The sequence below is a fragment of the Mycobacterium asiaticum genome (genome assembly GCF_001673365.1).
In the GTDB taxonomy this organism is placed as follows: domain Bacteria; phylum Actinomycetota; class Actinomycetes; order Mycobacteriales; family Mycobacteriaceae; genus Mycobacterium; species Mycobacterium asiaticum_A.
In genome coordinates this window covers 1-12803 of record NZ_LZLS01000139.1, presented here as the reverse complement: position 1 = coordinate 12803, position 12803 = coordinate 1, and the positions used below count along the sequence as shown (strand labels likewise).

Here is a 12803-nt window from a genome sequence, read left to right as displayed (position 1 = left end):
GCTGTCGCTCGGAGGCGGGCACAGAGACACCCACCAACTCCAGCGCCAGACGTATCTTGTTCGCGGGAAATCCGCCTCCCTCCTCACCGCCACTAGTCAGGACCAAGTGCGACATTGCCCGCCTCCGAGCGACAGCTACCCGTCCCCGCGCTCGACCGGCCGCGAAGGATCCGACGTCCACTCCGACCACGAACCAGGAAACAGCGCGGCGTCGTGACCGGCGGCGGCAAGCGCGGCGATCACCACGGTGGCGCTGACACCCGAGCCGCAGTAGGTCCCGACCGGCACGCCGGCTGCAATCCCGCGCTCGGAGAACAGCGGTGCCAAATCGTCCACAAACTTTCCGTCCGCGGTCAGCAGCTTCGCAAACGGAAGATTCTTGGCGCCGGGGATGTGGCCGGCCGCAGCATCGACAGGTTCGCTGTCACCGCGGTAACGTTCCGGCGCCCGCGCATCGAACAACGGCATGCTTGAGGTCTGCTCTGCGGTCAGTGTCGGTAGGGCGCCCGCATACAAATCCTGGTGCAGCACAGTCACATTCCCGGGCGCAGGCTCGACCGCTCCGGATGCCATCTCGCCACCGTTATCCCGCCAGGCCGACAGCCCACCGTCCAGAATGCGCACGTCGGTCAGACCCGCCGCCGTCAACACCCACCAGGCCCGGCCGGATGCCATTCGGTTCCAGTCGTCGTACACCACCACCGGTATACCTTCACGAACTCCCCAGCGCCGCAACGATTCCTGCAGAGCACTGCCCGACGGCAGTGGGTGCCGGCCTCGCCCGGTGAGTCCGTGATCGCTGAGCTCCTCTTCCAGCGACACATACACCGCGCCGGGGATATGCCCATCAAGGTAGGCCGCGCGCCCGTCCGGGGCGTCGAGTTGCCAGCGCACATCGAGGATCGAAACGCCGCTACCAGCCTTAAGCAGATCGGCTAGTTCGGCGGCGGTGATCAGGATCTTTTCGCGACTGTTCATCTGTTCAGGCTATCCGCGGAGGCGTACGCTCCTGTTCGCATGGGGACCACTTACCGGGTTGCGCACGTCGGTACCGGTTACACGGGGTCGATCGCGCTGAGGCAGATACTGCGCGCGGCTCACTTGGAGCTCGCCGGTCAGCTGGTCCACAGTCCCGAGAAGGCAGGCCGCGATTCGGGTGAACTGCTGGGGGAGTCGCCGGTCGGCGTCACAACTACAACCAACCCGGCGGCCTTCCTGGCCTTGGAGGCCGACTGTGTCACCTACTTCGCGGCGGTCGCTGGGCGCGACCCTAGCGAGATCGTTGACCAAGTGTGCGCCATCCTGGCGAGCGGAAAAAACGTTGTCACACCGTCATATCCCGCGTTGTTCCACCCGCCATCCCTAGATGACTCCGCCCGCGAACAGCTGGAAGCGGCTTGCCGCGCGGGCAACAGCTCATTGCTGGCGACCGGAATAGCGCCCGGTTTCGCCAGCGACATGCTTGCCGTGCATGTCGCGACCATGTCTGAGCAACCCACGAGAGTGTCGGTGCAAGAACGCATTCCGTGCGGTTCCTATAGTGTGCCCGGCTTCTTTGCGATGTTGGGGTTCGGCCGAACACCCGAACAGGATGCCGCGACATACCCGCCGGGAGCGATGATTCCGCACTTGGCGCCGCCATTGCGGTTGGTCGCGCAGGGCCTGGGCGTGACGGTGGAGGAGATCCGCGAGTATCGCGATGTTGCGGTGGCCGATCGGCACTACAAGTTCGCGGCGGGCGAAATCCTACCCGGCACTATCGTGAGCGTGCGGATGCGCTTCGATGCCATCGTCGACGGCCAACCGAGGATTCACTATTCGTCGATCTGGTCGATGCCCGATGAACCTCTGGAAGACTGGCAACCGGTCATCACAGCGGACAGCCCCAGCCGGCGGTTGACACGGATCACCATCGACGGTAATCCTCCTGTGCAGGTTGACTTCTCGCTAAACGGCGGTGACCTACCGGGCTCGACGGCCACGCGGCACGAGTGGTGAACGCGATCCCGGCCGTATGTGACGCTAGGCCTGGACTGCTCAGTGGGCTCGACGTCGTGATCGCCGCACACGCCGCACAAACCGCTAAGGAGGCCAGGCGTCCCAGCTGATCATGCTGCGCAGCGGCCCGGCGAACAGCGGCCGTACTGCTCCGGACCGCCAGCGTTCTTCGACCAGAGGCGCCAGGGCGGCGGTCGTGGCAAGCGGGTCACCGTCGAGATAGACCACGGTGACGTAATGCGGTTCGGCTCGCCAGCCCCGTGGCGCTGGCGCCAACACCGACCCGAACATCCACGCCCCCGCCGTGCCAGGTGTGGCCAGCAGCGCCGGATAGTGCTCGGTGTGCAGCCATTGCAGCCATCGATCGGGGCGCTCGCCGGTCGGTTCTTCCAGGATCAGCACCACGCCGCGGTGCGGCCGAAACGGCACCACTTCGGCACACACCAATGCTTGCGGCGCTGAATGCCATTGCAACAGACGAAGTCCGGAGATCTGTAACAGCGGCCGCATGACGGGCATGCGTCCGTTCTCCCGCAGTGCACGGCCAAGCTCGACGAAGTCGTCCAGCGTCTCGCGGACGGGGTCGCCGACCAGGTAGTGCACGACGTTGCCGATGTCGCCAAGCGCGCCATCCGCCGCGATGCGGTGCGCCGGATAGTCGCCGTCGGCGATCCAGCGCAGCCCGGACACAATGCCCGGCAACTTATATTGCTCGGGCATGTGGTCCAGCAAGTGCCAACGCAAGTAACCACCAGCGTGCATGTCGGCCGGGGCGGGCGCCGTCAGGCTGAAAATACCTGCCTTAACTCGGTTCACGAGACGTTCAGCTCGGCAAGCGCATGCAGGTTCTCCAGATAGTGCTGCAACGAGGTGTGGGTGAAGTTCACGCTGACGATAGTGGCACCGTGCGCGACAGTTTCGGCAATCAGCTCACGGGTCCGCTCCGGCGCACCGAGCGGGTCTAGCCGCTTTGCCGGACCCAGCACCACCTCGAATCCGTGCGGAAGCTCGCAGCGATCCAACCAATCTCGCGCCTGCTGCAAGCTGATGCCGAACGGTGCCCAACCGTCGGACAGGGCGACGGACCTGCGCAACGATCGCAGCGTGCGTCCACCGACCCAGATCGGCACGTGGTCCTGAACGGCACACGGGTCGACGAGCATACCGCCGAACGAATAGAACTCGCCCTGGTAGGCAGGTTCAGGCACCGACAGCGCCGCACGCAGAGCTCGCAATGCGTCGTCGCCGCGGGCCCCGCGATCCTCGAACTCCGCGCCGATCAGCTCAAATTCCTCTTTGAGCGAGCCGACGCCGACGCCGAGGATGAGGCGGCCATTGCTGACCTTGTCCAAAGTGCCGTAACGCTTTGCAATTTCGAGTGGATGATGATAACCCAGCACCAAAACGTTGGTGGCCAAGCGAATTCGCTGGGTACGTGCGGCCAGGTAACCGAACGTCGCCAGTGGATCCCAATAGCGCGCACCGCGGCGATCCCGCTCGGCGGCCGGCAGCGCAATGTGTTCGCTGCAGGTCAGGTGGTGATAGCCGAGCCGGTCCGCGGCTTCGGCGATCTGCGCGATGTCCTCGATCGAAGCGTCGATCTCCCAGTCGGCGCTCACGCCGGGGAACATGGTGACCACGGGTGTAGCGACGGAAAGCTTTGCGATTGCGGCGTTCATCGCGCTAGATTCTAACAGTGCTCGAATTGATTCGAACATGGCTCGAATGACGCCGACCGCGCGGCGTGCTTACGGCGAATTGGACCGCGAGCAGGTGGTGGCTTCCCTGTATACGCTTGCGCGTCGGGTCGGCGTGCAGCGGGTGACGATGCGGGAACTGGCCGCCGAACTCGGTGTCGCCGTGCCCTCGGTGTACTACCACGTCCCCGGCAAACAGGCCGCGCTGGAACTGCTCGCCGAGTCTGTATTGGCCGGCATTGCGGTGCCCGACGACGGCCCGTGGGACGATCAATTGGCCGAGCTTTACTGTTCAGCGCGCGAGGTGATACTCGCCGTCCCGGGACTTGCCGGCGTCCTGCAGATCAGCGGCGGCGGGGAAAGTGCGCGTCGGCTGGACCGGCTAAGCCGTTCCCTGCTGGCCGCGGCGGGCCTGCCGAAATCCGTTGCAGCGGCTTCGCATACGGTGCTCTACACCTACTTGCTGGGCTCGGTCAGCCTGGAGGAGGCGCGCGGCAAGCGGGGTGCGGCCTCGCGTTTTCGCGCTGGACTGAACGTGATCATCGCCGGTATCAAGGCATCCGAGGGGGAGTAATGACCATTCCGAGACTGGGTTCCTTGACCGTCGAAAACCAGGAGGGTGCCGCCGATCGCGACGCCGCCGCGGTGCTCGACCCCGACACCTTCGTCACCGCAACACCTTTCGACGCACTGAAACGGCTGCGCGCCGAGGCCCCCGTACACCCCGTGCAACTGGCCGGCCTGCCCAGAACATGGCTGCTAACCAAGCACGCTGATGTCCGAACAGTCAGCCGCGACACCGAGACTTTCACATCGAGCAGGGGCAATACCCTGGTCGAGGTGGAGGCCGGGCCGACCTCGGCGATGCTGCCGGGAATCGACCCGCCGCGACACGTCCACTATCGCAAGCTGATCAACCAGGGTTTCACCGCCCGCAACGTCCTGCGCTTGGAACCGCACATGCGCCAGGTCGCCCGCAACATCGTCGCCGACATCACCGAGAAGGGCGAATTCGACGCCGTACCAGATATTTCCGCGGAGATGTCGCTACAGGTTATCGCTGATGTGCTCGGGGTGCCCGCCGCAGACCGCATGGAGGTGTTCCGCTGGAGCAACGCCATCGGAACCCTGGGCATCGAGGATCCCGACTACGCCCCGACTCCAGCGGCCCTCGGCCAAGCCGCCGCCGAAATGTTCCGGTACTGCGGCGAATTGGTCGAGCACCGACGCAAACACGGCCTCACCGACGACATCCTGTCCGCCCTACTCGCCGCGGAAGTCGACGGTGAAAAGCTCAACCGCGAGCAGCTCAACGAGTTCTTCCTCCTGCTGGCGATCGCCGGCAACGAAACCACCCGAAACACGCTCAGCCACGGCATTCTCGCGCTCTCACGGCACCCCGACCAGCAAGCCCTACTTGCGCGCGACCCCGACGCGGTCAAGGCCGCTGTCGAAGAATTGTTGCGCTGGGCCACGCCGGTAATGCACTTCCGTCGCACCGTCACCCGTGACGTGCAGATCCGCGGGCAGCACATCCCCGCCGGTGATTGGGTGCTGATGCACTATCTGTCGGCAAACCGCGACGAAGACGTGTTCGAGCGGGCCGACGAATTCGATGTCACCCGAACGGATGCGGGCCACGCGGCCTTCGGCGGCGGCGGAGTGCATTTCTGCCTCGGCGCACAGCTGGCAAGGCTCGAGCTACGGGTGATGATGGAAGAGCTCTACCCGAATGTGCCCGGACTCACCGTCACCGGCGAGCCGGATCGCCTGCGGTCATCGTTTTTTCATGGCATCAAACGACTTCCGTGCAGCACGGGTAGTGGCTAGTCGATGTCGGTCGGGCCGAGGAGCCGCACTTCCTCCAGGTCCATGCCGGCCTGCAGTTCCCGCAGCACGATGTCGTCGATCAGCCGCTTATTGCGAAGTTCGGTAATGGCTTGGCGTTTGCGGTCCAGCACCCGCAGCCGCACTTCGCGGATCGTGTCGCCCACTTCGGCCAGGTGGTTGTTGCCAGAGTCGTCGCCGGTGGCCTCAACCAGCAGCGCGTGCTCCTCGTACTCTTTTTGCAGCCGAGCCAGAACCTTTGGGCTGACATCAAGTTCGGCGGCGACCTCGGGCAATGCCTCCAATGCCGCTTCGGCGCCGCGGGTGCGGGCCAACTGTAGTTCGTCGGCCCGGGCGACGTCCTCTGGCAATCGTGCCCACCGGACCACGAGCGGCAACGTGCTGCCTTGCATAAGCACGGTCACCAGAATCACGAACGAGACGACAAAGATGATGAGGCTGCGGTCCGGGAAATCGCCGCCATTGAACGTCTCCAGCGGCACCGCCAGCGCCGCGGCGAGCGAGACCGCGCCGCGAAAGCCGGCCCAGCTGGTTACGCAGCGCTGCCGAAAGTCCACCTGCTGGACCGGTCGGCGCATGCTCTTGTCGATGAGGCGGCCCAACACGGTGGTGACTTCCACCCAGGCGAACCGCGTCAGGATGACGACGGCGGTGACCGCCAGCGCCAGGCAGACGGCGTGGCGGAGACCGCCATCGACGTTGTCGATAGCCCGCACGTCGTCGGGGATCTGAACTCCCACAAACACCCACAGTGATCCGTTGATCAGGAATGTCGAAATATCCCAGAATGCGAAAGCCTGCAGCCGGGACCGAGCCCGGATCACCCGCGGACTGACATAGGTGATCACCAGCGCCGACACCAGTACCGCGACCACGCCGCTGCAGTCGAACTCCACAGCCAGCAAGAACGCAGCGAACGGCGTCAGCACGCTCAGCGCTCCTTCTTCCAGCGGTGCGTCGATGCGGCGACGTAGCAGCGTCACCAGAGCGCCGACGATCAACCCGGCGGCGATACCGCCGAGGTAGGAGTAGACGAACCGGCCGGTCAACGCCAGCGGGCTGACCTCGTTGCCGCCGACGGCGACGGACACCGTGACGCCGAACAGCACCAGTGCAGTGCCGTCGTTGATGAGGCTCTCGCCGCGCAGCACGGTCAGCGCGCGGCGCGGCAATTTCTTGGCCAGCCCGGCGACTGCGGCGGCGTCGGTGGGGGAGAGCACGGCACCCAACACAGCCGCCGCGTGCGACTCCATACCCAGCGCACGGGCCGTCGTGGACACCGCGACGGCGGTCACGATCACCAGACCGACGCTGGTCATCACGATCACCCGGATGTTGGCCTTGATCTCGCGAAAGCTGGTGTTGAGGCTTTCCCAGTACAGAATCGCCGGCAGGAACAGCAGCAGCACCACTTCGCCGTCGATATGGATGTGGCCGAAGCGGGGGATCAGACCCAGCAGGGTGCCCAGGAAGATGAGCAGGACCGGAGGGCCGACGCGATAGCGCTGACCCAGGACGGTGCCAATGACGACCGTGAAAACCAGCGCGACGATGACGACAAGCGCGAACACTCGCCCATCTTTGCCTATGGCCCGGCGGTTGGCGCGCCGGAGCGGCTAGTTGCTAGCTGCAGTCGCAGCAATCGCCGCAGTCGCAACAGTCGCCGCAATCGCAGCAGCAACCATCGCCTTCGCAGCAGGAGTCGCAGCAGCAGTCACACTCGCACTCGCAGCAGGTGTCTTTGCAGGTGTCCCAGCAGGTCTGCTTGCGTTGTGGATCCGGGGGGAGCTGGCCGGGCGGCAGCTGACCGGGCGGAAAGTTGCCGAAGGGCTGGCTGCCGAAGTTGATGCCATCCTGCTGGCCGTACGGGGTGCCGCCGCCGGGGTAGTTGTTGAAGGTGCGCGAGACCGAGCGGCGTAGTTCCTTGGTCAACAGCCGACGGGGCAGCCGGCCCTCGGTGAAGTCGACGTCGGCCAGCGCGAGTTGGATGCCCAGCACCGCGTCGTCACACAGCGTGCGGACCTCGCTCATCGGAGTTCCGGTGGCGGCCAACGGGTTCCACTTACCGCGCGTCACATCGTCGTAGTAGTCCTCGACCGCGTCGAGCAGGTGTGCCACCCGTCCGAACAGTTGGCCGATCTCACGCAGCGGCGCTTCGTTAGCCGGGCGGCCGGCCAAGATCGCGGTGTAGGCGAACGCCTCGGCGACTGCGGTTTCGGTGGGTTCGGTAACGGCCAGTAAGGAGCTACCCGGCCCCGCCATGGCTTCGAGCTCGACCTGTCGGTCCATCGCGGCCACCAGCACGCCGGCGTCAAAACCCAGCTGGTTGCCGGTGTCAGTGCCGCGGCGTACCCAGTGTTCGGCGAGGCGGCGCGCGGCGGGCCGCATCGGGGCGGCGCCGACCAGGCCGTCGTGGTCGTCGACGTGGTCCCGGACTTTGGCCGCCGCCAGGGCCAGGGAGACGACGGCGGCCAGCCGCACGCATTCACCGGTGGCCACATCCGCGCGCTTCATGCCGCGCAACGGGCACGGGCCGGCCGTTCGTCTGGTCGGTCCCGCCTCAGATTGCGCTTCGACCAATAGCGAGACGATCAAGCCGTCGTAATTGGTCGCGATGCGCGCGGCCTGGCCGTAGTCGTCGCGCAACGCCAGACACAGTCCACACAATTGGGCCCGCCAGGCCGCGGTGAGTTCGCCGCCGAGCCGATGCCGGCAGGGCCGAATGATGCCAAACACGCATTGAAATTACCGGACACTTTGCTGGTATGCGCGGATATACGCCGTCTGGCTTGCCAGTAGGTGTGCAGTCACGGCTTCGAGTGTGCGCGTGCGGTGGCAATTCGGCTCAAATCCCGCCCTGGTTTCACACTCGAAGCCACAGCAGCACAAAGGATTACGATTAGACTCCCACGCGGCCATAGGAGACCGACGAACTTGGGGTTATTGTGCAGAAATGAAGGTCAGGCTCTTAACTATTTTCCTGGCAACTGTTGCCGTGCTAGTGGGTTGTTCCGGTCTGAGCCAGGAGGCGACCAAAACCATCGATGTCTCCATCGACGAGGTGATGAACCAAAGCTCGATTACCCGCGATATCACTCTGGCGCCCGGTGACACGCTGAAGTTGTCGCTGGGTGCCAATCACACCACGCCATATCGTTGGACACCTGATCCGAAGATCGGCGATGCCGGTGTGTTGAAGCAGAACAGCCACAAGTACGTGTCGGAGCACACCGGCCGGGTAGGCGCCCCGGGCACCGAGGTGTGGATGTTCACGGCGTTGAAAGCGGGCAAGACGACGATCGTGGCCAGCTACGGCAGTGTGGTCGGCGATGCCGCACCCACCTGCACATTCACCGCGAATGTAACGGTGCAGTGATGACGACCGTTGATTTTCATTTCGACCCGATGTGCCCGTTCGCCTACCAGACGTCGCTGTGGATTCGCGAGGTGCGTTCACAGTTGGGCATCACGATCGACTGGCGCTTCTTCAGCTTGGAGGAAATCAACCGCGTCGACGGCAAGAAGCACCCGTGGGAACGTGACTGGTCCTACGGTTGGTCGCTGATGCGCATCGGGGCGCTGCTGCGTCGTACCGACATGTCGTCGTTGGACCGCTGGTACGCCGCAATCGGTCGTGAGCTGCACACGCTGGGCGGCAAGCCGCACGACCCGGCCGTGGCGCGGCGCCTACTGGTCGACATCGGTTCGGAGGCAGCGGTTTTGGACGCCGCGCTCGCCGATCCCACCACTCACGACGAGGTCCGCACCGAACACCAAAAAGTTGTGAACGCAGGCGGATTCGGGGTACCCACGCTCTTTCTGGGCGGACAGTGCCTGTTTGGGCCGGTGCTGGTAAATCCGCCGTCCGGTGAGGCTGCGGTGACGCTGTGGAACGTCGTGTCCGGCATGGCCTCGCTGCCGCACGTCTACGAATTGCAGCGGGTTAAGTCGGGGGCCGACGCCGAGTTGATCGGCCGCAGTCTGCGGCCATATCTGGACGGACGTGACTGGGTGAGCATCAACCGTGGTGAGGTGATCGACGTGGATCGATTGGCTGGGCGAGGCTAGCTCAGACCATCGCGAGTGGCGAGATTTTAAGGCCAATTGCCAAGGCGCCGGCTAGTTCTCGACTGGTGTCATAGTCGAAGATGACGTGCCCGCTGAGCACGTCGACGTCGCGCTTGGCGCGTTGCAGCGGGTTGTCCAGGAAGTGCACGCTGGCCCCGGAGGCCTCGAGCAGGTTGGCGATCACGCCTCGTGATTCCTTGACGACGTGTGCCGCCGCGAGGCGCGCATCGGCGCGCACCGTGCGCGGCACCCGGTCTCCGGCCGCTAGTAACGCCTCGATGCGCCCGACGTTGTCGGCGAGCAGTCCATGCAACGCGCGCAACCGGACGCGGGCCTCGCCCAGTCGCGCTTGGGCCGCCGGCTTGTCTTTCTGGCTGGTGCCCTCGTAGGCGATGACCCGTTCGGACAGCCGTTGGGCGAATATTTCCACCACCCGCTCCGCGGTACCCAGTGCGGGCATCGATGCCAGAAACGCAAGCGCGGGCACCATTGGCCAGCGGTAGAGAGTGGTGTCGTGTAGCACGGCGCCGGGCGCGGTCCCACCGTAGATGTCGGTGACTTTGACCAGGCGGTGTTCGGGGACGAAGACGTCCTGCACGACGACGTCGTTGGAGCCGGTGGCGCGCATCCCGTCGGTATGCCAGACGTCGACGACGGTGATGTCGCCGGCGGGCAGTAGTGCCAGTGCTGGGTAGATGCCGTCGTCGGGACCGCAGAGCGCGCCGACGATGGTCCAATTGCCTTCCATCACACCCGTTGCCCACGACCAGCGCCCCGTCAGCCTCACACCGCCCTGTGCGGGCGTGCCGCGCCCGGTGGGCGCCAACGGTGACGAGGCCAGGAACGGCGTGCTGGTGAACCCGTCGTTTTGGGCTTGCTCATCGAACAGGGCCAGCATCCAGTTGTGCAGCGTGAAGAAGCCAGCGGTCCAGGCGGTGGAGGTGCAACCGTGCGCCAGGCGCCGGACCGGGTCCAGAAGTACTTGGAATTCTTGTTGGTGGCCGCCGTAACGGACCGGTTTGAGCAGGTCGAAGAGTCCTGATTCGTGCAGGTCTGTGACGGTGTCGGCGGGCAGGCGCCGCAACTTTTCAGCCTCCGGGGCGCGTTGCCGGATCCGTTCGACAAGGTCCTCGTTGATCATGCAGCTACCATACCTTTTGGTATGGTCACGGACGAAGGAGGAAGTCTACGAACTTATCGCGTTGCCGCTTCCTCGGTGTCGAACCGGACAGATGCAGCAGCCCGATGCCGGCGGCAAACGCGGTGTTGGCTCTGAGGTCTGCCTCATCGGCGTCAAAACCATAGTCGCGGAACGCTTGTCGTACGGACTGGAGCAACCGGCGATCGGCTGCTTGCACGGCGGCGGCGACTTTGTCGTCGTTGCGCGCCCATTCGCGCATGGCGCGCTCCAAGGTCCAGTGCCGCGGTCTGATTAGCGACGCCATCATTTGCGAGAGTCGTTGCCGTGGCTCGATGTCTCCCATCGCATCGATGTCGCGTCGTTCTTCATCTTTGAGCTGCGCCCATGACTCGATCAGCGCCTCTCGGTAGGCGGCCAGGTCGGCGAAATGCCAGTAAAAACTGCCCTTTGTGACGTTAAGGTGTGTGCAGAGTCGGTCGAGTTTGAGCGCAGGTAGGCCCTCGTTGGCCACGATCCCGTAGCCGGCCTGCAGCCAATCGTCTACCGTCAGACGGCTATTGGTCGCCATAGCTGGTCAGCCTACGTGTGCAAAGATCGGGACATGAGGCGGTTCGGGCCGTACGAGCTGCGATCGCTGCTTGGTGCGGGCGGAATGGGCGAGGTGTATCGCGCCTATGACAAGGTGAAAGATCGTATGGTTGCGGTCAAGTTGTTGCGGCCTGACGTGGCCGCGGACCCGTCATTTCAGGAGCGCTTTCGATACGAGTCCCGGGTCGCGGCGCGACTGCAAGACCCGCATGTCATCCCGGTGCACGATTTCGGCGAGATCGACGGCGTGCAGTTCATCGACATGCAATTGGTCGACGGTGGCAGCCTCAAAGATCTGATACGCGCGCGTGGTCCACTCGACCCCGGGCTGACTTCGTCGATCATCGCGCAGGTTGCCTCCGCGCTGGACGCCGCCCATGCCGACGGACTGGTGCATCGCGACGTCAAGCCCGAGAACGTGCTGCTCACCGCCAACGATTTCGCCTACCTGGTCGACTTCGGCATCGCGCGTGGCGGGGGCGATCCCAGCATGACCTCCGCGGGCGCGCCGATCGGGTCGTACCTCTACATGGCGCCCGAACGATTTAGGGGCGATCAGGTGGGTCCGGCCGCTGACGTGTACTCGCTGACGTGCGTGGTTTACGAGTGCCTCACCGGTGGGCCACCGTTCGAGTTCGCCGAGCCCCAGCAGGTCATGCACGCGCACTTGTACGCTGCGCCACCGCGACCCAGCATCATGCGCCGCGGGATCAACCGTGCTTTCGACGGGATCATTGCCACCGGCTTGGCCAAACAGCCTGCGGCACGGTTTGTTTCCGCGGGAGAGCTCGCGGGGGCCGTAACCGTGGCGGCAGGCGGTGCGCCCGCGAGGCCGCCATCGGGCACCCGGCCGTTCGCAGTGGACTTTCCTAACCCGAATGACACTGGCTACAGTCCGTATCCGCCTGCTGCGGCGCCCGCGGTTCCTGCTCGCTTGGGGCGGCTGCCGGTCGTGTTGGGTGGCGTCGCGGTTCTGATGTTGGTCGTCGCCGCGATCCTGGCCGTTGTGTTGGCCTTCGGCGGCGGCTCCCGACCGTCGGCTCCGTCGGCGTTGCCGACAACGTCGGCGGCGCCGTCCTTGTCCCGTGCAGTGGACGGCGCTGACGGATTGGGCTTCATTGGGCATGCGGCCCGTTGCGATTCCGGGAACCCTGCGGTGGCCGTCGGGCGCACTGCGCAGTCTCTGGTGGTGATTTGCCAAGCGGGACAGGGCAGTTTCTACTATCGCGGCGAACGGTTGAGCGACGGGGCCAATATCTCACTGGCGAACGCGGTACCTGCTTCCGGCGGCTTCGACGTCACCAACCCTGCCAACAACGTCCGCTACCAGGTGCGCCCTTCGATGTTGACCATCATCAGCGGCAGTCACGTCGATGCCGCGGAGCCGATGTTGCAGTACGCATCGGGCGGGTAGGGGAGCTGCTCTCGTCACCGTCTGGAGGTGGGTGTCTGTTTGCCCGGCT

The 12803-nt window shown here is 64.9% G+C and carries 13 protein-coding genes; 6 read left to right on the top strand and 7 right to left on the bottom strand.

Going from position 1 to position 12803, the window contains the following annotated elements; genetic code table 11:
- Positions 1 to 135: 135 nt before the first annotated feature.
- Positions 136 to 978: a sulfurtransferase gene (locus tag A5634_RS15000; RefSeq protein ID WP_065144839.1), complete on the bottom strand. Its 843-nt coding sequence runs from the start codon at positions 976 to 978 to the stop codon at positions 136 to 138.
- A gap of 39 nt (positions 979 to 1017) precedes the next feature.
- On the opposite strand from A5634_RS15000, the gene A5634_RS14995 reads away from it, so the two are divergent.
- A complete protein-coding gene (locus A5634_RS14995) occupies positions 1018 to 1998 on the top strand; it encodes a hypothetical protein (RefSeq protein WP_065144838.1) in 981 nt (326 codons plus the stop codon).
- 84 nt (positions 1999 to 2082) lie between these two features.
- Here A5634_RS14995 and A5634_RS14990 read toward each other — a convergent pair whose 3' ends face one another.
- The gene (locus A5634_RS14990) at positions 2083 to 2760 is read right to left on the bottom strand and encodes a hypothetical protein (protein ID WP_081290442.1); all 678 of its coding nucleotides are present in this window, start codon (positions 2758 to 2760) and stop codon (positions 2083 to 2085) included.
- Positions 2761 to 2810: 50 nt separating this feature from the next.
- Positions 2811 to 3677 (bottom strand): LLM class F420-dependent oxidoreductase, encoded by an 867-nt coding sequence (locus tag A5634_RS14985; protein ID WP_065144836.1) that lies wholly within the window; start codon positions 3675 to 3677, stop codon positions 2811 to 2813.
- 46 nt (positions 3678 to 3723) lie between these two features.
- Here A5634_RS14985 and A5634_RS14980 point away from each other — a divergent pair, with 46 nt between their 5' ends.
- Positions 3724 to 4269, top strand: a complete 546-nt coding sequence (locus A5634_RS14980; protein ID WP_065144835.1) for a TetR/AcrR family transcriptional regulator C-terminal domain-containing protein — start codon at positions 3724 to 3726, stop codon at positions 4267 to 4269.
- A complete protein-coding gene (locus tag A5634_RS14975) occupies positions 4269 to 5525 on the top strand; it encodes a cytochrome P450 (RefSeq protein ID WP_065144834.1) in 1257 nt (418 codons plus the stop codon). Before A5634_RS14980 ends, A5634_RS14975 begins: the two co-directional genes overlap by 1 nt.
- Here A5634_RS14975 and A5634_RS14970 read toward each other — a convergent pair.
- Complete coding sequence (locus tag A5634_RS14970) at positions 5522 to 7114, bottom strand: Na+/H+ antiporter (RefSeq protein WP_065144833.1); 1593 nt, start codon at positions 7112 to 7114, stop codon at positions 5522 to 5524. The genes A5634_RS14975 and A5634_RS14970 overlap by 4 nt on opposite strands.
- Positions 7115 to 7166: 52 nt before the next feature.
- The gene (locus A5634_RS14965; protein WP_065144832.1) at positions 7167 to 8279 is read right to left on the bottom strand and encodes a DUF5685 family protein; all 1113 of its coding nucleotides are present in this window, start codon (positions 8277 to 8279) and stop codon (positions 7167 to 7169) included.
- A gap of 217 nt (positions 8280 to 8496) precedes the next feature.
- Between A5634_RS14965 and A5634_RS14960 the strand changes: the two genes are divergently transcribed.
- On the top strand, positions 8497 to 8919 hold the full coding sequence (locus A5634_RS14960; protein WP_065144831.1) for a protease inhibitor I42 family protein: 423 nt from the start codon (positions 8497 to 8499) through the stop codon (positions 8917 to 8919).
- Positions 8919 to 9611: a mycothiol-dependent nitroreductase Rv2466c family protein gene (locus A5634_RS14955; RefSeq protein WP_065144830.1), complete on the top strand. Its 693-nt coding sequence runs from the start codon at positions 8919 to 8921 to the stop codon at positions 9609 to 9611. The genes A5634_RS14960 and A5634_RS14955 overlap by 1 nt, the downstream gene beginning before the upstream one ends.
- A gap of 1 nt (position 9612) precedes the next feature.
- Here A5634_RS14955 and A5634_RS14950 read toward each other — a convergent pair whose 3' ends face one another.
- Together A5634_RS14950 and A5634_RS14945 are read right to left on the bottom strand one after the other, a co-directional pair.
- Positions 9613 to 10752 carry an acyl-CoA dehydrogenase gene (locus A5634_RS14950; RefSeq protein ID WP_065144829.1) on the bottom strand — a complete coding sequence of 380 codons (1140 nt, stop codon included), beginning with the start codon at positions 10750 to 10752 and terminating at the stop codon, positions 9613 to 9615.
- A gap of 25 nt (positions 10753 to 10777) precedes the next feature.
- Complete coding sequence (locus A5634_RS14945) at positions 10778 to 11320, bottom strand: TetR/AcrR family transcriptional regulator (RefSeq protein WP_065144828.1); 543 nt, start codon at positions 11318 to 11320, stop codon at positions 10778 to 10780.
- Positions 11321 to 11353: 33 nt separating this feature from the next.
- On the opposite strand from A5634_RS14945, the gene A5634_RS14940 reads away from it, so the two are divergent.
- Complete coding sequence (locus tag A5634_RS14940; protein ID WP_065144827.1) at positions 11354 to 12754, top strand: serine/threonine-protein kinase; 1401 nt, start codon at positions 11354 to 11356, stop codon at positions 12752 to 12754.
- The last annotated feature ends 49 nt before the right edge of the window (positions 12755 to 12803 follow it).

What these genes read in the sequence shown, in the direction of transcription:
- A5634_RS14945 (WP_065144828.1), bottom strand. Translation starts at nt 11,320, where the DNA reads ATGGCGACCAATAGCCGTCTGACGGTAGACGATTGGCTGCAGGCCGGC.
- A5634_RS15000 (WP_065144839.1), bottom strand. Translation starts at nt 978, where the DNA reads ATGAACAGTCGCGAAAAGATCCTGATCACCGCCGCCGAACTAGCCGAT.
- A5634_RS14975 (WP_065144834.1), top strand. Translation starts at nt 4,269, where the DNA reads ATGACCATTCCGAGACTGGGTTCCTTGACCGTCGAAAACCAGGAGGGT.
- A5634_RS14995 (WP_065144838.1), top strand. Translation starts at nt 1,018, where the DNA reads ATGGGGACCACTTACCGGGTTGCGCACGTCGGTACCGGTTACACGGGG.
- A5634_RS14955 (WP_065144830.1), top strand. Translation starts at nt 8,919, where the DNA reads ATGACGACCGTTGATTTTCATTTCGACCCGATGTGCCCGTTCGCCTAC.
- A5634_RS14940 (WP_065144827.1), top strand. Translation starts at nt 11,354, where the DNA reads ATGAGGCGGTTCGGGCCGTACGAGCTGCGATCGCTGCTTGGTGCGGGC.
- A5634_RS14990 (WP_081290442.1), bottom strand. Translation starts at nt 2,760, where the DNA reads ATGCACGCTGGTGGTTACTTGCGTTGGCACTTGCTGGACCACATGCCC.
- A5634_RS14980 (WP_065144835.1), top strand. Translation starts at nt 3,724, where the DNA reads ATGACGCCGACCGCGCGGCGTGCTTACGGCGAATTGGACCGCGAGCAG.
- A5634_RS14960 (WP_065144831.1), top strand. Translation starts at nt 8,497, where the DNA reads ATGAAGGTCAGGCTCTTAACTATTTTCCTGGCAACTGTTGCCGTGCTA.
- A5634_RS14950 (WP_065144829.1), bottom strand. Translation starts at nt 10,752, where the DNA reads ATGATCAACGAGGACCTTGTCGAACGGATCCGGCAACGCGCCCCGGAG.
- A5634_RS14985 (WP_065144836.1), bottom strand. Translation starts at nt 3,677, where the DNA reads ATGAACGCCGCAATCGCAAAGCTTTCCGTCGCTACACCCGTGGTCACC.